This is a genomic window from Terribacillus sp. FSL K6-0262 (assembly GCF_037977385.1).
Lineage (GTDB): Bacteria > Bacillota > Bacilli > Bacillales > Amphibacillaceae > Terribacillus.
Genome location: NZ_CP150277.1, coordinates 391,888 through 408,893 on the forward strand (window position 1 = coordinate 391,888; position 17,006 = coordinate 408,893).

At 44.9% G+C, this 17,006-nt stretch carries 20 protein-coding genes, 1 pseudogene and 1 riboswitch; of the genes and pseudogenes, 9 read left to right on the top strand and 12 right to left on the bottom strand.

Annotated elements, in window-relative coordinates; genetic code table 11:
- Positions 1–107: 107 nt before the first annotated feature.
- Both MHI54_RS01965 and MHI54_RS01970 read left to right on the top strand, forming a co-directional pair.
- Positions 108–761: a GntR family transcriptional regulator gene (locus MHI54_RS01965; RefSeq protein WP_095214527.1), complete on the top strand. Its 654-nt coding sequence runs from the start codon at positions 108–110 to the stop codon at positions 759–761.
- A 146-nt stretch (positions 762–907) separates the two neighbouring features.
- A complete protein-coding gene (locus tag MHI54_RS01970; protein ID WP_095214526.1) occupies positions 908–2,251 on the top strand; it encodes a serine hydroxymethyltransferase in 1,344 nt (447 codons plus the stop codon).
- Between the two features lie 64 nt (positions 2,252–2,315).
- Here the strand turns inward: MHI54_RS01970 and MHI54_RS01975 are convergent, their stop codons facing one another.
- From MHI54_RS01975 to MHI54_RS01990, 4 genes and pseudogenes are all read right to left on the bottom strand, one after another.
- A complete protein-coding gene (locus tag MHI54_RS01975; RefSeq protein WP_340082201.1) occupies positions 2,316–3,077 on the bottom strand; it encodes an SDR family NAD(P)-dependent oxidoreductase in 762 nt (253 codons plus the stop codon).
- A gap of 92 nt (positions 3,078–3,169) precedes the next feature.
- Positions 3,170–3,703 (bottom strand): GNAT family N-acetyltransferase, encoded by a 534-nt coding sequence (locus tag MHI54_RS01980; RefSeq protein WP_095214524.1) that lies wholly within the window; start codon positions 3,701–3,703, stop codon positions 3,170–3,172.
- Positions 3,704–3,864: 161 nt separating this feature from the next.
- A pseudogene (locus tag MHI54_RS01985) lies at positions 3,865–3,972 on the bottom strand (DUF2087 domain-containing protein); the annotation flags it as partial.
- Positions 3,973–4,051: 79 nt separating this feature from the next.
- Positions 4,052–4,492 (bottom strand): immunoglobulin-like domain-containing protein, encoded by a 441-nt coding sequence (locus tag MHI54_RS01990; RefSeq protein ID WP_095214523.1) that lies wholly within the window; start codon positions 4,490–4,492, stop codon positions 4,052–4,054.
- 163 nt (positions 4,493–4,655) lie between these two features.
- On the opposite strand from MHI54_RS01990, the gene MHI54_RS01995 reads away from it, so the two are divergent.
- The 7 genes from MHI54_RS01995 to MHI54_RS02025 all read left to right on the top strand — a co-directional run bounded on the left by MHI54_RS01995 (position 4,656) and on the right by MHI54_RS02025 (position 10,481).
- Positions 4,656–5,717 (top strand): YeeE/YedE family protein, encoded by a 1,062-nt coding sequence (locus MHI54_RS01995; protein ID WP_158221455.1) that lies wholly within the window; start codon positions 4,656–4,658, stop codon positions 5,715–5,717.
- Between the two features lie 14 nt (positions 5,718–5,731).
- Positions 5,732–5,956 carry a sulfurtransferase TusA family protein gene (locus tag MHI54_RS02000; RefSeq protein ID WP_095214522.1) on the top strand — a complete coding sequence of 75 codons (225 nt, stop codon included), beginning with the start codon at positions 5,732–5,734 and terminating at the stop codon, positions 5,954–5,956.
- A 115-nt stretch (positions 5,957–6,071) separates the two neighbouring features.
- Positions 6,072–6,176, top strand: a riboswitch (TPP riboswitch).
- An 87-nt stretch (positions 6,177–6,263) separates the two neighbouring features.
- Positions 6,264–6,866, top strand: coding sequence for a YkoF family thiamine/hydroxymethylpyrimidine-binding protein (locus tag MHI54_RS02005; protein ID WP_095214802.1), 603 nt, complete (start codon positions 6,264–6,266; stop codon positions 6,864–6,866).
- Positions 6,863–7,441 (top strand): ECF transporter S component, encoded by a 579-nt coding sequence (locus tag MHI54_RS02010; RefSeq protein ID WP_095214521.1) that lies wholly within the window; start codon positions 6,863–6,865, stop codon positions 7,439–7,441. Before MHI54_RS02005 ends, MHI54_RS02010 begins: the two co-directional genes overlap by 4 nt.
- Complete coding sequence (locus MHI54_RS02015; RefSeq protein WP_095214520.1) at positions 7,438–9,045, top strand: ABC transporter ATP-binding protein; 1,608 nt, start codon at positions 7,438–7,440, stop codon at positions 9,043–9,045. Before MHI54_RS02010 ends, MHI54_RS02015 begins: the two co-directional genes overlap by 4 nt.
- Entirely contained in the window at positions 9,038–9,775 is a 738-nt protein-coding gene (locus MHI54_RS02020; protein WP_095214519.1) for an energy-coupling factor transporter transmembrane component T, read from the top strand. The genes MHI54_RS02015 and MHI54_RS02020 overlap by 8 nt, the downstream gene beginning before the upstream one ends.
- Positions 9,776–9,818: 43 nt before the next feature.
- Complete coding sequence (locus tag MHI54_RS02025; RefSeq protein ID WP_095214518.1) at positions 9,819–10,481, top strand: SOS response-associated peptidase; 663 nt, start codon at positions 9,819–9,821, stop codon at positions 10,479–10,481.
- A gap of 1,136 nt (positions 10,482–11,617) precedes the next feature.
- On the opposite strand, the gene MHI54_RS02030 is transcribed toward MHI54_RS02025, so the two are convergent.
- From MHI54_RS02030 to MHI54_RS02065, 8 genes are all read right to left on the bottom strand, one after another.
- Positions 11,618–12,163, bottom strand: a complete 546-nt coding sequence (locus MHI54_RS02030) for a T6SS immunity protein Tdi1 domain-containing protein (protein ID WP_095214517.1) — start codon at positions 12,161–12,163, stop codon at positions 11,618–11,620.
- A gap of 19 nt (positions 12,164–12,182) precedes the next feature.
- Positions 12,183–14,126 (bottom strand): polymorphic toxin type 15 domain-containing protein, encoded by a 1,944-nt coding sequence (locus MHI54_RS02035; protein WP_233134788.1) that lies wholly within the window; start codon positions 14,124–14,126, stop codon positions 12,183–12,185.
- A 3-nt stretch (positions 14,127–14,129) separates the two neighbouring features.
- Positions 14,130–14,453, bottom strand: a complete 324-nt coding sequence (locus MHI54_RS02040) for a hypothetical protein (protein WP_095214516.1) — start codon at positions 14,451–14,453, stop codon at positions 14,130–14,132.
- Positions 14,454–15,161, bottom strand: coding sequence for a DUF5081 family protein (locus MHI54_RS02045; RefSeq protein WP_095214515.1), 708 nt, complete (start codon positions 15,159–15,161; stop codon positions 14,454–14,456).
- The gene (locus MHI54_RS02050; protein WP_095214514.1) at positions 15,158–15,460 is read right to left on the bottom strand and encodes a hypothetical protein; all 303 of its coding nucleotides are present in this window, start codon (positions 15,458–15,460) and stop codon (positions 15,158–15,160) included. The genes MHI54_RS02045 and MHI54_RS02050 overlap by 4 nt, the downstream gene beginning before the upstream one ends.
- A gap of 3 nt (positions 15,461–15,463) precedes the next feature.
- Entirely contained in the window at positions 15,464–15,802 is a 339-nt protein-coding gene (locus tag MHI54_RS02055; protein ID WP_095214513.1) for a chorismate synthase, read from the bottom strand.
- Between the two features lie 270 nt (positions 15,803–16,072).
- Complete coding sequence (locus MHI54_RS02060) at positions 16,073–16,543, bottom strand: DUF5085 family protein (protein WP_095214512.1); 471 nt, start codon at positions 16,541–16,543, stop codon at positions 16,073–16,075.
- Positions 16,540–16,995, bottom strand: coding sequence for a DUF5085 family protein (locus MHI54_RS02065; RefSeq protein WP_095214511.1), 456 nt, complete (start codon positions 16,993–16,995; stop codon positions 16,540–16,542). The genes MHI54_RS02060 and MHI54_RS02065 overlap by 4 nt, the downstream gene beginning before the upstream one ends.
- Positions 16,996–17,006: the final 11 nt, after the last annotated feature.

A 17,006-nucleotide genomic window follows, 5' to 3' on the forward strand; every position in this document is an offset into this window, starting at 1 on the left:
ATGAAAGCAGGGAAGTTCTTACGTCCTTGCCGGCTGAATCGAATTTTATATGGACGAGGACAAAACGCCACTCTGTTCATCGCTCTCAAATGTGATATATTGATTTTATGAAAAGTATAAATCAAATCCCTCGCATATCTTTACGTGATCAAGTGTATCAGCAATTAAGAAACGCAATCATCAATTTGGAACTGGAGCCTGGTGAGCGCGTGAATGACAAGCTATTGGCAGAAGAATTCGGTGTCAGCAGAACCCCTGTCAGAGAAGCATTCAAACGATTGGAGGATGAAGGTTTAATCATTTCTTCCCCTGGTTCTGAAACAAAGGTCAGCCTGGTAGACAAACGGCAAGCCAAGGATGCTTTCACCGTCGTGGCCTCCCTCCACGAGCTGGCAGCCCGCCTGGCAGTTCCCCATTTGACGGAGGAACATGCTGTACATATGCGGAAAATAAATGCCGATTTTGAATCTGCCATTAAAGAAGAAAAGCGATTGGAGGCGATCCAGCTGGACGATCGATTCCATGAAGTGATTCTCAGAGCATCCCGTAATCCAGAGATTATGGTAGCGCTGGAGCGGCTGATGCCTAAGATCAGGCGGCTGGAACTTTTGAAGTTCAATGCATTCGATGGCATGAATTCGGTAAAACAGCATCATGCTATCATCCAGTCGATCGAAAAGGATAAAAGCGATCTTCCAGGATTACTGAAACAAAACTGGCTGAGTTTATCCAGTCAGCTTACCAGCGACACCTCCAGTTAAAGCTGCTTTCTTCAAAGCAGCTTTTTTGCATTTAATTGGTAATTTTTCTTACAAACTAATAGTACGGCAGCTTATTCCATGCTATGATGACACAAAACCACCAAATTGATATATTGGTTTTAGGTTTTAAAGAAAGGGGTTATTTCATGGTTACGATCAGTGAACAGGTTCAGCAGCATGAGGTACATGATCCATCCGTTCTGCAAAGGGCACGTGATATACTCAACAATTGCGCCTCTCCCCGTCTCATGCAGCAGGAAGTCATCCATGCAGTACAGCGAAATGCCATCTGGCGCGGAGAGGAATGTCTTAACCTTCTTGCTCCCGAGGCACCGACAAGCCCCACAGTCAGAAACCTTCTGGCATCAGAAGCTGGCACCCGAGCTGCTGAGGGCCATATCGGCCCCACCCAGCGCTGGTTTGCCGGAACCACTCATATCGACGAAATTGAATCGCTCTGTGTGGAATTGCTGAAAAAAGTTTTCAAATCAAATTATGCAGATCACCGACTTGTCGCAAGTATGCTTGGCAACCTGACAGTTTACACAGCATTGACCAAGCCTGGTGATGACATCATGACGATCCCGCAGCCAACAGGCGGTCACTCCAGCAATCGTAACGACGGTCCTGCGGGTATACGCGGCTTGAATATTCATGATGTTCCGATGGATCCCGCAGAATTGACAGTTGATTTGGATGCTTTCAAAGCAAAAGCACGTGAAATCAAACCCAAACTCGTGGCACTCGGAGCATCCATGACATTATTTCCCTTCCCTTTGAAAGAAATGTCCGCCATCGTGGCAGAATGGGGCGGAAAAATATTCTTTGATGGTGCGCATCAGCTCGGCCTGATCGGCGGCGGACAATTCCAGGATCCACTTCGGGAAGGTGCTGTGATCATGACTGGCTCTGCCGGTAAAACATTCAGCGGACCGCAAAGCGGCATCATCGTATGGAATGATCCAGAAATCAATAAATCGGTAACAGATGCCATCTTCCCGGCTTTGGCTGCAACACATCAAGTGAATCGAGTGGCTGCATTAGCCGCAGCGGCAGCAGAATTCCTTGCTTTTGGCGAAGAATATATGGCACAAATTGTCAAAAATGCACAAGCCTTGGGGACTGCCCTCCAGGAACGAGGGCTGACGATGCTCGGAGCCCATAAAGGCTTCACCCGCACACATCAGGTCATTGCCGATGTCCGTGCTTTTGGAAACGGACTGGACATCGCCAAAAAACTCGGACAAGCGAATATCATTACAAATAAAAACCTCATTCCGACTGACCGGCCTGAGGATTGGGATTATCCAAGCGGTTTGCGCATCGGGACGACTGAAGTGACCAGATTAGGGATGAAAGAAAAAGATATGGACACAATCGCAGATTTCATTTTAGCTGTATTGGAGGATAAAAAAACACCGGAAAAAATCCGGAAAGAGGTCATTGAATTCCGTAAACCATACCAGAAAATCCATTATTGCTTTGATTGATGGCTGCATGATAAAAGGACCCTATGGTGAACATGACTGTTCACCATAGGGTCCTTCTTTCGCTTTATTGAATCGAGCCCTTCATATTCTCGTACATACCAGCGACAGCTTCATCGATTTCTTCCCTGGTCATTTTCCTGGCTTTTTCGGATCGGGCGTAGCCCATTTCCAAGCTGCCTGCTTCCATTTGTTCAAATATCGCATCGGCAAACTCATCCACCGGGGTTCCGAATGTGTGCAGCCCTGCGCCGCCCAGATCCGTATTCACTGCTGGAGGCGCCACCTCGATTACTTGGACAGAAGTGTCGGAGAGCTGGTGTCTGATGCTGACCGTAAAGGAGTGCATTGCTGCTTTGGTAGCCGAATAAATCGGTGCGATCGCCATTGGCGTAAATCCTAAGCCGGAAGTGACATTAATGATAGCTGCAGCATCTTTCTTTGCGAAATATGGCGCAAACAGCATGGCAAGATGCATCGGCGCCTCGATATTCGCTGTTATTTCTTGATTGAAATAACTCCAGTTATCCTTCGCATCGGCTGTCAGAATATTATAGCGCTGCTGGATTCCCGCATTATTTACAAGTACATTCACCTCTGGATGGTTTTCTGTCACCCAATCGAACAGCTCGATGCGATCTGTTTCCGATGAAACATCCGCCACGCGTGTGATAAGATCCGGATACTTTTCCTTTGCTTCCTGGAGTTTTGCTTCCCGGCGTCCGCAAACGATCACCTTGCTGCCAGCTTTGATGAACCTTTCCGCAAAAGCAAAACCGATCCCGGAGGCTCCGCCCGTGATCAATACTGTATTTCCTGACAAATTCATATCCGTCCCTCTTTCCCATATATCCTTGATAAGCCTATTTATTTTATCCTAGATACAATTCAGTCATCAAATAATCCGTCTTACAGTAAATCTTAGTCGGCAAATATCTTGTCAAAACAGAAATACAACTGATTATTCACCGGCTTGGATTCGAATATAATCTTCCCAACTTTTACATAGCCTTTTTTCTCGTAAAAACCCAATGCATTTCGGTTCTTGGAAAAGGTGTCCAAGCGAATACCGGCATACCCTTGTTTCAATGCCGTTTCCTCGGCGAATTGCAGTATTTTTCCTCCATATCCTTTCCCTTGTGCCTCAGGATGTATACAAAAAGTGTGGAGAATTAAATTGCTGCCTTTTTTGCTGCGCCAATCCACTCTCTCCCATTCCGGGGATTCCCATTCATTCAATACAACCGCTCCCAGGACTCGTTCCTCTCTTTTCAGTACATATAATTCCTTGGCTTCAATTTTTTCTTTAAAGTAAGTCAGGTTGGGATAGTTTTCATCCCATTGAAATATCCCGCTTTTTTGGAGTTCCGCATTGCTTTCATCAAATAATGTTTGTATGGAATGCAAATCCATTGATGTAGCTGACTCAATGGATGCCTTATTCGCTTTGTTCACGTTTGCCCACCTTCTTCTCAGCAGCCATTTACATAGCCGGAAAGGATATTCTTTGTTGGAAAGCTGTCTTCTGATGTTTAGTATGACACCGCACTGCTAAATAATGTCGATATGATGAAAAAGAGGATCTCAGCCAAGCTGCAAGAAGATCTTTTCGTGCATTAGAAAATGATTGGCCGCACTGCTTCAGGATGCAGTTCATACACATTGTTTTCCCTCCGCATGAACCGATGCACGATCCATTCCCTCCTCATGGTGGCATAATCATCATGAAACTGCCTTCCAGAGCTTCTTGGATGGCTGTCTTATCATCCCACGAAATATGCTGATCCTTCCTTGTTCGGTAACTTAATTCCCGACGGTGAATTCATCATATACAACTATTCCCTTCCCATCTGATGAAAGCTCCTTTATCAGCCGGTAATCACCCTCGGTGAATCTGTGATCAAGGAGGTCCGTTTCAATGGATCCTTCGCTATTGGTACCGGGCTCAATGATCCAGCCATCCGATTGGACTGCACTATCCCTTTTAAAAGGAACTTGAAACCATTTTTGTTGTGCGTCATCATATTTTTCTATCACAAAATCCCGTCCCTCCGCCAAGGTTAAATCACTTTCATTCATAACTACGTAAGGTATTTCAATAGGAGCAGCAATGGTGCTGTCTTTTATCTCAAGTGATATGGACGGATTCGTTCCGCTTATGCCATTTCCATATCGACTCGGTTCCAGCTCTCTTGCGCATCCGAACAAAACCAACAGCAAGAACAGCAAAATGAATCGCTTCACCCCAACTACCCCCTTTTGACCAACTTTATCACAATTTTCACTTAGCAAAAATAACCATCACTCGTCAAATTCAGAATAAACCAAAATTAGGGGTTGATTCTGAGGGAGGGAAGCATTATCATAAAAACTTATAAGAATACTCGGGTTAAGAAGGGGTGTTTCGATGATCCAAATGATCTTAACAGGCTTGTTATGCGGAGCCCTGCTTGGCTTTGTCATGCAGCGGGGCCGTTTTTGTTTGACAGGCGGCTTTCGCGATATGTATTTAGCGAAAGATAACCGGATGTTTTATGCCCTGCTGATTGCAATTGCCATTCAAAGTATCGGCGTTTATACATTGATCAGTTTGGGAGTTTTTGAATTCAGTGCAGGTACACTGCCCATCATTGCGGTAATCATCGGTTCTTTCATCTTTGGTATCGGTATTGTTTTTGCTGGCGGCTGTGCAACAGGCACTTGGTATCGTGCCGGGGAAGGTCTGATCGGCAGCTGGATTGCACTGGCAGGTTATATGCTTACAGCTGCCATGATGAAGTCTGGTGCATTGCTGCCCTTGGACACAACGGTAAAAGAAGTACAGCTGGAGAATAACTCCATCGCCGCAACTTTCGGGGTGAACAATTGGATATTGATCGGCTTATTCACTGTGATAGTCGGGTTGATCGTTTATCGTACGCTGCGCAAACCACAAGTAAAGATTCCTGGTTTGAAGCCAAAAAGAACTGGTCTGGCACATATTCTATTCGAGAAGCGCTGGCATCCTTTCATAACGGCAATTCTCATCGGGCTCATTGCTATCCTGGCTTGGCCATTGAGTGTTGCTGCCGGACGCATCTCAGGTTTGGGCATCACGACGCCTTCTGCAAATATCCTTCAATTTTTAGTGACAGGGGAATGGAGCTTCATCAACTGGGGTGTCTTCCTTGTGCTTGGCATCTTCATAGGATCTTTGTTCGCAGCAAAAATGAGCGGTGAATTCCGGTTCAGGCTGCCTGATGTGAAAACAACCATCCAAAGCTTCAGCGGCGGAATCATGATGGGCTTCGGTGCAGCCTTAGCGGGCGGCTGTTCGATCGGCAACGGTCTTGTGATGACTGCCATGATGACGTGGCAAGGATGGATTTCGTTGGCATTCATGATTTTAGGAACATGGACAGCTTCTTACTTTGTCTATGTACGGCCGCGTAAGAAAACCAGACAATCAACACATGCAATACCAGCATAAAGGAGTGTATTCAAATGAAGAAAACATTGGAAGTAATGGGAATGGTCTGCCCCTTCCCATTAGTGGAAGCAAAGGAAGCCATAAAAGACCTGCATTCCGGCGATGAGCTGGAGGTGCAATTCGATTGCACCCAGGGAACCGAATCCATTCCCAGATGGGCTGCCGAAGCAGGTCATGAAGTAACTGCATATGAGCAATTGGGTGAGGCCGCTTGGACAATAACGATCAAAAAGAAATAGCTTGTCAAGATTATCATCATCGACTGATGCACAACAAAAAATCAGATGGTCCAACAAGAAACCCTTTACAAATCGTTTTTCTTTTTTTACTATTAACCTATCAATTGCATAACGAGCGACGCACTGGGGGAGCTGGCAACGGCTGAGAGGAATCATGTGATTCTGACCCTTTGAACTCGATCTGGATAATACCAGCGTGGGGAAGTGCAGCCAGAATGGTCCTATTCTTTTGTGTATATTCTGCGACTGCGCCCTATGGTGCCGTCGCTTTTTTATTTGCAAAAAATCAGGAGGATTCTTTATGGAAATGCAAAATCAATGCGGAACAAGCAGAATCGCAGGCTGCAGCTTTTCGGTTTACCCGATGGCGGACAGATTCAAGGAAATCATTTTGGAGGCATTGGAAGCCGTCGATACCTCAAAAGTATGGATCGAGACGGATGATGTGACAACGCTTGTGCGCGGAAGGATTCCGCATGTATTCGATGTCACCTCTGCTATATTTTTGGCAGCAGCCAAAGACGGTGAGCATGTCGTGTTCAATGGCACTTACTCGATCGGCTGTCCTGGTGATTCTGCAGGAGATGTCTATATGGCCGAAGACGAGGTCAAGCTCAACCTTCCGACCACGGGAGGCATGAAGCTGGATACCGCATCCAAATTCTCGCTCTATCCATTAGGCGGCGGCAATTATATGGACACCATCTACAGCCAGATCGAGAATATGCGCTCTCACGGTATCGCTGTATCCAAGTCTCATTATTCCACCCGGCTTGATGGCAATGCCGTTGATGTTTTTGAAGGATTGGAGCATGTATTCACCGAAACGGAGAGCTCCGGATCTTCCCATACCGTCATGACGGTCACCATGTCAGCTAACAGTCCTTCTGCCAAGGATGTGATCAAATGAAAAGCTGGCGGATGAAGGATATTGTCGTCATGGCTGCGCTTGCTGTCGTATTCGGTATTGTGTATCTATTATTCCTGCCTGTCAACGTGGTGATGATGGGGCTTGTCGGACCGATCGGGACCGATATCATCTTTGGAGTCTGGTTCCTTGTCTCCATCGTGGCTGCCTATATCATCCAAAAACCTGGTGTCGCCCTTGTTTCGGAAACGATTGCCGGCATCGTCGAGGTGCTGATCGGCAGCAGTGCCGGTCCAATCGTCATCCTTACGGCTATCGTGCAGGGACTTGGTTCAGAAGCTGTATTTGCCATGACACGCTATCGTTCTTATCATGTGTTCGTATTGATGGGTGCCGGCGTGGGCGCCGCCATCACAAGCTTCATCTGGGGATACTTCCGCGGAGGCTTTGCCGCGCTTGATCCTTCCTATGTTGCGCTTATGTTGATAGTACGGATCATCAGCGGCGCTGTCATTAGCGGCCTGATCGGTAAAGCTATCAGTGAGGCGCTGGCTAAAACAGGAACGTTGACGAGCTTCCCGCTCGGCAAAATGCATCGCCAGCGAAAAGCAGGATGAAAAAGCCGATTCTGGAAGTCGACCAGCTGACCGTTGCCTTCGCGGAAGAAAGCAGCCCCACTTTATCCAAGTTGAGCTTTAGGATGCTGGAAGGTGACAGCATGCTCCTTCTTGGACCAAGCGGTTCCGGGAAAAGCACACTCACCTATTGCCTGAATGGTTTATATCCGAAAGAGCTCGACGGGGAAATGAGCGGTGACATCTTCTTTGCCGGTACGAATATCGAGGATTACAAAAGCGGGAAAATCAATTTGGAGGTCGGGACTGTATTCCAAGATCCCGAAACTCAATTTTGCATGCTGACGGTGGAGGATGAAATTGCCTTCGGGCTGGAAAATAAGAAGCTGCCTGCAGGAATGATGGATGCAGAAATTGATCGTGTCCTCCATCTTGTCGGTTTACAGCACAGGCGAAAGGACCGGATTCATACCCTTTCCGGCGGACAGAAACAAAAGGTGGCATTGGCAGCAGTGCTGGCGCTCCAGCCTAAATTGCTCATTCTCGATGAGCCGACGGCCAATCTGGATCCGGCTGCGAGTAAAGATCTTGTGCAAACTATCCGCCGTTTACAGGAACAACAGGATATCACGCTCCTGATCATCGAACATAATATCGATTACTGGCTGCCGATCGTCAATCGTGCTTTATTATTAGATCGTGACGGCACCCTATTCTTCGATGGTGCACTGGATGATGCCATCAATCTTTATGATGAGGAACTGGGGCGGCGCGGCATTTGGCTGCCCGAAGCTGTTCGCCTCGCCAAGCAAGCACAGCTTCCGAAGCCTTGGCCGCTTACGATCAACCTGCTTCCCGATGGTTTGCAGTTCCAGGCATCAGCAGCGGAAACAATACAATCCAGGGATAAACTCATCCGTATGGAAAATGCTGTTTTTCAACATCAAGAAAAAGTCTTGCTGAACATCCCGTCCCTCGACATCCAGCAGGGTGAATTCCTGGCAATCACAGGAAAAAACGGCAGCGGCAAGACGCTTCTTTCCAAACTGCTGACCGGTCTGCTCAAACCCAATGACGGAACAGTCGAATTTCTCGGCAAAAGACTCAGCCGCTGGAAAACGGATGAGCTTTACCGGCAAATAGGCTATGTGTTCCAAAATCCAGAGCACCAGTTCCTCACCGACTCTGTCTGGGGAGAAATTGCCTTTGGCCAGGAGATAAACGAGGGAAGAATCCAGGATATCCTGGAGGAAATTCAATTAGCTGCACAAGCTGACAGGCATCCTTTCGCCTTGAGCCAGGGGCAAAAAAGACGGCTCAGCGTGGCGACGATGCTTGTCCAGGAACCACAGCTGCTTGTCCTTGATGAACCTACATTCGGCCAGGACAGCCATACGACCGACGTGCTGATGGATCTGATCTGCAAACATCACCAGCGCGGCTGCACCATTGTCATGATTACACACGATATGGAGCTGGTCGATCGTTATGCCACACGCGTTTTGATTGTCGAGCAAGGCAGCATCGTACAGGATGACAAGCCAGGGACCATTTGGTCCACGGCCAATCTGACCGACTATGGACTCTCCCTCCCTGCCAGAGAAGCTTATCGAAAGCGCAAACAGGAGGCGAGCCTTTATGCATAACATCAACCCAAGCGTCAAAGCTGGAACCGTGACGCTTGCAGCGATCATCATCGCTTTCCTTTTTGATCCGATCGCACTCCTTCTGTATATTGGCTGGACAATCGCTGTTACATTGCTGTTCGGGAGGGTACAGATAAAGAAATATCTTCTTTATCTGCTCCCCTTCACATTATTCGCGCTTGGCATGCTGGTTTCCACACTGCTGTTTGCAAAGACACCAGAAAATCCAGCCATCACCCAGCAGTTCCTGTTCTGGGATTTGCCGAAGGAAACGGTACAGGATGCACTCGCATTGGCCATCCGCGTATTCAGCTATGCCACGCTGTCCCTGCTTTTCGTCCTGACTACAGACAAAGTGGCATTCATCTTGAGCCTGATCCAGCAATGTCGTGTTTCACCCAAGCTTGCGTACGGTATTCTGGCCGGCTATCGCTTCCTGCCATTATTAAAGGATGAGCTATCGACAATCCGTTCAGCCCATCTCATCCGAGGCGCCAGAACCAAGACCAGCCGTTTTACCAGGTACAAACAATACACCCTCCCGCTGCTGGCCAGCGCCATCCGCAAAGCCGAGCGTACAGCCGTTGCCATGGAATCCAAAGGTTTCACAGGCGAGAGGGACCGTACATTTTACCGCTCCTATCACGTACGCTGGACCGATTGGGCATTTGCCATCGTCATGTTGGGAGCCCTCCTTCTCTGTATCGTTGTTTCTGGATCGTTTCAGTAACAAGCAGAAGGGTTATACTGGATGAAAAAAAGGAGAGATGACCATGTGCGGCAGATTCACCTTGCTCACTCCCTGGGAAGAGCTCCTGCGTACATATGACGCAGTCTCTGAAATGGAAGCGCTAGAGCCCAGCTATAATATCGCACCTACCCAGCAGATTGCCGCCATCATCCACGACGGAAAGAATCGACGGCTGGGAAGCCTGCGCTGGGGACTGATTCCGCCATGGGCACCCGACAAGAAAATCGGCAGCAAAATGATCAACGCCAGAGCCGAAACACTGTTGGAAAAACGCAGCTTCAAAAAAGCCTTCCAGCACCAGCGTTGTCTAATACCAGCTGACAGCTTCTATGAATGGAAAACCGAAGACGGCAAAAAACAGCCCATGCGCATCCAGCGTAAAGACAAAACTCCCTTTGCATTCGCCGGCCTTTGGGAAAAATGGCAGGATGAGGATGGCAGCAATGTCTTCACCTGCACCATCATCACAACCAAAGCCAATAGCTTCATGCAGCAGATCCATCACCGCATGCCAGTCATCCTGCCAGCCAACGCTCAAGGCATGTGGCTTGACCGGCATGAACATGACCCAGACAAATTGCAGTCATTGCTGGAGCCTTATACAGAGGAATTGACAGCATATCCAGTATCAACGCTGGTGAATTCACCGAGGAATAATAGGGAGGAATTGATTAATCCATTGTGAAAGGAGCATGTATGAAACTGCACCCCTATCAGACTTTAGCTAAAATTGGGGGTGCTTTTCATATGGTTATTTTCGTAAATCTTTCACTCATGTTGCCAGATAACCTTCCTCATTTTAGAACAATGCCATTAATGCGTCTCAACCCTTTTCTGTTTCATTTCTAACGGATAACTCACTCTTATCCCCATAGAAAAAACACCTCCAGATCTTATTTCAGTAAAAATGGTTCTTTTTCAATCTTGAAGGTACTTTATTTGTCTAGAGCATTCCCGCAAAATAAAATCTTTTTTCTTAAAACTCTTATAGTTTGCCATACGTGGTTCGATAACCTTCCTCACTTAAGGCTTCTGCTAACCTAGAAAGTGACCAATCTCTATTATCTTGCTTCAGTTGAAATAAACGTTTCACTACTTCTGCATGTTGGTTATGTATTTTTAATTCTTTATTACCCTTTTGCTTCGTGTAACCAAAAGGTGCCCTTCCTCCTGCATAGCCACCTTCCTTTGCTTCTTGTTTCTTCTCTTCGTTAATTTAAGGGCAATTACAAGCCGTTGATATTGGTCTAATAACTCCATTTAGCCATTGAATGTGTATCAAGTTCCAGCCTTGTTTCTTACAGTACGTTTTAATTTCATCTTCTTGATATTTCAAGGCTATATCCATCTTTTGCTTGTCCTTGTGTTCAAACTCGTATATACCCAATAACGTTCAAGTTTTCACCCTCCCGTTACATAAATTTTAATTTTCGTAACGCTTTTTAGCGAATAGCGAGTATTATAAGACCGTCTCTAGGAAAAATACAACCCAAAATTTATAAGCACAAGCAATATAAGAACTCTCTTTCATGTTACCTTATTGTTTATCGCCACGAGCTTTGTCAATCTCGTTATTAGTTTGTCAGCAATTCCATATCATAACTATCTCTGCCATGTGAAATGTCATCTCGCCTATTTCTCGTTCTTATTCCGTTCCTCAAAGTGTTAAAACAATGCTTCATGATGGTACAATCTTTATGAGTTATGAATTTCAATTAAGCATCATCAATGTCATACAAAGTTTAAATTTCTAACAAAAAATAAAAGCACTTGTTGCCTAATAAGGCAATCAAGTGCTTTTAGTTAACATAGTCTTGAACATTACTGCACTGGTCCCATAAATTCAGTAATAATAAGAATATGTTCCTTCAATTTTACTTTCTTTAGGTTCTCAACTTTTTCCGCGCCACCTAAACCTAATAGAGGGGTGTATCCAAAACACTCATCATAGTTAGGGGCACTGTATTTACTAATCGCTTCAGGATAAGGCTGCCACATTAATTCATCGTTCATAAAATCATTATCTTTTAAGTCATCAAAAAAGAAATCAAATCCGGATGAAACAACATTAACATATCCTTTCCTAAAGTTTAATAAATTTACATACTTATCTTTTTCCCATACTATAATATCACCCATTGCGGTTGTAAAAATAGGAATGGCCTGCTCATACCTTAGATAACTTCTCTCTAAAATATCTAAATAATCGTCTGGATTAATAACTTTTAAAAAGTCATTTACGAAAGTACCAAAACCATATTTTTTCCATGTTTCTATTAATTCTTCAGGTAGTTTATCCTTATATTTTAAAATAATATCATCATCAACTGTTTCATGTTTTATAAAATCGCTAAATATAGTTTCCAATTAACATACCCTCCTTTAATTATTGAGTTAATTTCACATTTAAATAAGTATTCTTTAGCTGCTCAGATGACATATTCTTCGCCATTTCCCTAATTTGCTCATCAACAACATCAATTCTATATTTCCATTGTGAACCTATCGAGGAATTTACTCTTTTATCCCCCATACCTCCAATAATGTCTGTTCTTCCTCCAGCTATTTGATCTGGATTATGAAGTGCTGCTTTTGTTTCCAGCCATTCTGAAGCTTGCTTTGTCGCCTCTGCTCTGGAAAGTCCTTGTTTTCGCAGTTCAGCAATTTTATCTTTAAGTGCTTCTTGTCTAGCCATTTTTTGAGCTGCATTTCCTTCTATTGCTCTACCTTCAGCAATATATCTGTCTCTATTTTTCAGATACTCATCAACTGTAAGTTCATTCATACCTTTTTCTTGATCTTTCAATTGTCTTGCAAACTCTTCGGAATCATGTTTAACATTTCTTTTAAAATTAACTTCAATTTCTTTTATTCTAGGTACATCATCTAAACCTCTTACATTACCCGTACCCTTAACAGCACTTCCATCCACCCCAGAAGTCTTCGTCCCTCCAGGATGCACTCTCCCTACATTGCCACCGCTTACCTGCCCTGCATCCGCAGATCCTTTCACTGGCCCTACGCTGTTGACGGTTGTTACGCTATTTCTCATCATGATGGGACTTACGCTGCCGGCGATATTACCGTGGCTGAATGATAGATTCTCTGCTCCGGCTGCCTTTTGCAGTTCCAGGACTTTGTCTTGCTCCCGGGCTGCCAATTGGCTATTGCGGATACGTTCTTTTGCTTTTTGTTCCGCTACTTCCTGTAGATTTACTACATTATTTCCTGAAGCTCCGATGTTTTTTGAAGCGGATGTATCTACCTTGGTTGTATCCTGGATAGGGAATTCAATGACTTTACCGGTTTCTTCAACGTTATCACTTTTCACTCTTACATCCAGCTTATTCGTCTCTGAAGAAGTTTTCAACTGTTTTAAATCATCTGCAAGGTTTTTCATTCCTTGGGTGCCTGGATTGCCTGTATTCAGTGTTATAGCGTCGGCTTTGCCCAGCAGTTTACTGCCTGTTCGGGCGCTTCCGCTGAAGCTTGTCACTGCCCGGTTCACCGGGATGATATCCAATGGTGCCAGTATACCGCGTGTCACTCGTTCAGATGTGTCAAGCTCCCGGCCGGATGCCCAGTCCTTTCCGGAGATGGCACTGCCCAATTCCACACTGGCATAGGCAGCTCCCAATACGGCACCGGCTGGAGGACATACTACGGTGACAGCGACAGTGACGACGAGAGCGGCCATATTAATCCAGAATTCCTTCGTGAACTGGTCGTCTTCAATCGATTCATATTCGAATGCCCGCGTGTTGACCGCAGCTGTCCGATAGTCTTCTTCGCTGATATCCTCATCTGGATTTTCGACCTTCCACTTTTCAAATTCAGCTTTGATCTGATCGGCGTAATAATTATCTCCGCTAAGAATATCATCGATGGAGATTTCCGTTTTCTCCGTTTCATAAGTCGAATATGCCCCATATCCATATGGCATGCTTTTCACCTCGACCGCGCCGATGTGATTTTTGGTTGTATAGTTGGAAATGGAGGCATCCCGGACCGTTTGGACAAATTCATCGATATCTTCATAAAAAGGCTGATCGATCGTGTCTTCGACGATGGTCCCAACGTCTGCGCTGAATTTCTCCAGCACAAGATAGTCCTCATAGAGCCGCTGGTACTTATCTTTGTCGCTTGTATACGAGAAGGAAACGACACCATCGGGGTCATACTTATCTACAGCGTCACTGGCCTTCTCCAAATTCTTGGTGACATCCTTCATCGTATCGATGCCGCCTTTTCCCCAGGCACCCAATTCAATGAAGCTTCGGATACTTTCTCTCGTATTCTCCCATTGCTTACTTCGATAATTTACATCCAATCGCTATACCTCCAATGCTTCGATGATTTTTGCCGCGATTGCTTCGTCGGTTTCAATCATCTTCTCGAGTGTATGGATAACCAATGTGGAAATACGAGCATAGTGATCCTGTAATTCCATGAATTTCTCATTGGCGTCCGGATAGGCTTCCATGGCTTCCATGGCTTTCCCCGCTTTGTAGAAATTCGTATCTTTGATTTTTTCGATAGCCGGGAGAGCATTCGATTCCAATTCCGTCATGATGGCAAGCAGCGTCTTGTATATGTTTGTGATCTCCGTCGGATCGATCATGATACTGCTTGCGGAACTGCCTTGTGAAGTATGCAATCACCTTACCTCCTTCTGTCGATACGGAAAGTCGAGAGCATCGAATAAAAGCTTCAAGAACCAATATTGGCTCGCTTGGTAGTATTGCTTCTGATACGTATCAATCATGATCAGTTTGCCAGCATAAGTGAGTACAAGCCATTGCTGATAATAGTTTGGATTACGGGCGATCTGCGGTTTCACCCGCGGATGGAACAGCTCGATATTGACCATGTCACTGCCTGCTTTCAATTGATTGACTGCTTCCTTCTCTTCAGGCAGCAGCTCTCTTTGCAGGAAGTTCTTTTCTCCTTCAAGCGGCTCCCGATTCATAAGAGGCATCCTCTCACCGAGAAGCTTCAGCACGAGCGGTTTTGCCATGACATATAGTCTATAGGAAGTCCCTTCTTCCGTCTCCGCCAGAATGATTACCTCATCCGCTTCTTTTTCCCGGAAGGCAAACATCAAATTATTGATTCGTACATACTTCTGACTGAAAAAGTATTGATACAAGGTTTTGATGATGACGGCACCATCTTTTGTCAGCTTGCCTTCCTCTGTGAAGATTCCTTTTTGGATGAGCTGTTCATGCGCTTTGGACCAAGGCTCTTCTCCTTGAAGCTGATAGATTTTCTTATCAGGCAAACCGAATAAGGCTTCTGCGTCAAAAGCCGCGGCAAGCAAATATAATTCCGTCACATGAAAACTGTCATTTTCCTGCTGGCTCATAGACTTTTCACTTCCCTGACCGATTTATGATTGGAAAAGTCAGCCTTATAATCTTCCAGATTATCCAGCGCTTTCTTCTGCAGGTTGGCTGCATCCTTCAAATCCGCATGATATTGGATGAGCAGCTCCAAATAGGCCAGGAAACTGTCACGTGATTTTCCCTTCCAGTTCGAACCCTGCACCAGCGCCAGCAGTTCCTCGCTCTTGGCATACGTATTATCCAATGATTCCTTGAGCTTAGCCGCAGCATCTTTGGCGGAGCTCCATCCCTCCTGATCGATCACTACATCCTCTGCCATCGCTCAATCCTCCTTTGCTTCTTCGATCGCTTTGCGCTTGTAATACAAATAGCGATCGTACGCCTGATTGCTGGCACTCACCAGCTTGCTCCGATAATCCATCTCCTTATCGATATAATCCGAGAACTTTGCATCCAGCCGTTCCTGCGCTGGAAGAAAATCATTGAACGGCATCGCATCCTCCGCCACACAAGGCATACTGCTTTTATAGGAGGAGAAGGAGGACTCTGCTTCTTTTATCAGCTTGTCGTGCTCTGCCTTTAAGTCCTCCAGCTTATTGTATAGCTTGAGATATTCATCCCGTTTACGCTCATTTTCTGTACCGAAGAGCCATTCCAACACTTTTACTCACTCCTCACTTTGCTATCAGGCAGGTGCTTTTTTCAACTGATCGAATAATTGAGCAATGTCTTTTTACACAAAACCTACGTTATTCCAGTCGCATTAATCATCAGACAACCGCTCTTATAATTACATACATACTGCGTTATACTATGAAACCACAGCAACTATCAGTAGTTGCTACCATCTTCCCATCGCAAGCTATAATCAAGTGCTTCAGCGTATTGCCAAACCAGTCTCTCAAACTGCAATATTTATGACTGTATTTAACTAAATTCCCTTTCCTATATGTGTTCTGTAACCAACACTCATCTCCACATAAGTAACGCCAGACATACTTGTCTTGTATTCAATAAATACTGGTGTATCCTGCTCTAACCGATTCACTTGTAAATAGCCGATCAAATCCCAATATCTCTTTTGAGATTCATAATTGAAATTCTCCATTATTCTCGTCATTACCATTGGGCTTAAAGTGAAATAACTGCGAAATCTAACATCTTCTTTTGGATCGACTAGACCTTTTATTGTATCTTCTTTAACTGTTAAGAAAATCTCTGCTGTCATAATTTCGCTCTGAGGATCACTAATAATAGAGAAAAACATGTTACCAGACAAATGCAGCCCGCTTCCTTCCAATATCATTCTAAAATCGTCAATAGCTTTATCGATTTCATCAGGATGGAAAGCATAATATTTAGAAGCTACATTACGATAGGCAACCTTGTGATTCGATATCAATTGGAATCGCCCCGCTTTATAGGTACATAGACATCAATGATAATGTCCTCATATACTTCTAGTAAAAAGCAATAATATGTGTCTTCCAATTCTATACCTGCTGAAATTGCATAATCCTTAACTTTGGTGTATGCAGTTTGAAAATCTAATTCTTCTGAAGCCTGGCGTAAGACTAATGCCTCTTCCACTTTAAATTCCGGCTCAAATCTAAAATTCGGATGTTCCTCTAGTTCCACCCATTCATTAATTGGGAGAAAATATTCGAACAAGCCAAACTTAGGTTCATTTTCCACTGGTTTAACTGAAAAGAAAACTGGACCATTCCGATAGATATCTTCGTTCAAGGTAAAGTTCTCCATTATCACAACGCCTTCTTGCCAGTCTTCACGCAACATGGTATTTTTATATATTAATACATTTGAAAAATAGAGTTGTTTCGCTTCAATAGTCACATGAATGTCCC

Excerpts from the sequence above, each read along its gene's own strand:
- MHI54_RS01995 (WP_158221455.1), top strand. The coding sequence starts at position 4,656 with ATGATCCAAATGATCTTAACAGGCTTGTTATGCGGAGCCCTGCTTGGC.
- MHI54_RS01970 (WP_095214526.1), top strand. The coding sequence starts at position 908 with ATGGTTACGATCAGTGAACAGGTTCAGCAGCATGAGGTACATGATCCA.
- MHI54_RS02005 (WP_095214802.1), top strand. The coding sequence starts at position 6,264 with ATGCAAAATCAATGCGGAACAAGCAGAATCGCAGGCTGCAGCTTTTCG.
- MHI54_RS01965 (WP_095214527.1), top strand. The coding sequence starts at position 108 with ATGAAAAGTATAAATCAAATCCCTCGCATATCTTTACGTGATCAAGTG.
- MHI54_RS02000 (WP_095214522.1), top strand. The coding sequence starts at position 5,732 with ATGAAGAAAACATTGGAAGTAATGGGAATGGTCTGCCCCTTCCCATTA.
- MHI54_RS02050 (WP_095214514.1), bottom strand. The coding sequence starts at position 15,460 with ATGGCAGAGGATGTAGTGATCGATCAGGAGGGATGGAGCTCCGCCAAA.
- MHI54_RS02025 (WP_095214518.1), top strand. The coding sequence starts at position 9,819 with ATGTGCGGCAGATTCACCTTGCTCACTCCCTGGGAAGAGCTCCTGCGT.
- MHI54_RS01975 (WP_340082201.1), bottom strand. The coding sequence starts at position 3,077 with ATGAATTTGTCAGGAAATACAGTATTGATCACGGGCGGAGCCTCCGGG.
- MHI54_RS02020 (WP_095214519.1), top strand. The coding sequence starts at position 9,038 with ATGCATAACATCAACCCAAGCGTCAAAGCTGGAACCGTGACGCTTGCA.
- MHI54_RS02010 (WP_095214521.1), top strand. The coding sequence starts at position 6,863 with ATGAAAAGCTGGCGGATGAAGGATATTGTCGTCATGGCTGCGCTTGCT.
- MHI54_RS02015 (WP_095214520.1), top strand. The coding sequence starts at position 7,438 with ATGAAAAAGCCGATTCTGGAAGTCGACCAGCTGACCGTTGCCTTCGCG.
- MHI54_RS02045 (WP_095214515.1), bottom strand. The coding sequence starts at position 15,161 with ATGAGCCAGCAGGAAAATGACAGTTTTCATGTGACGGAATTATATTTG.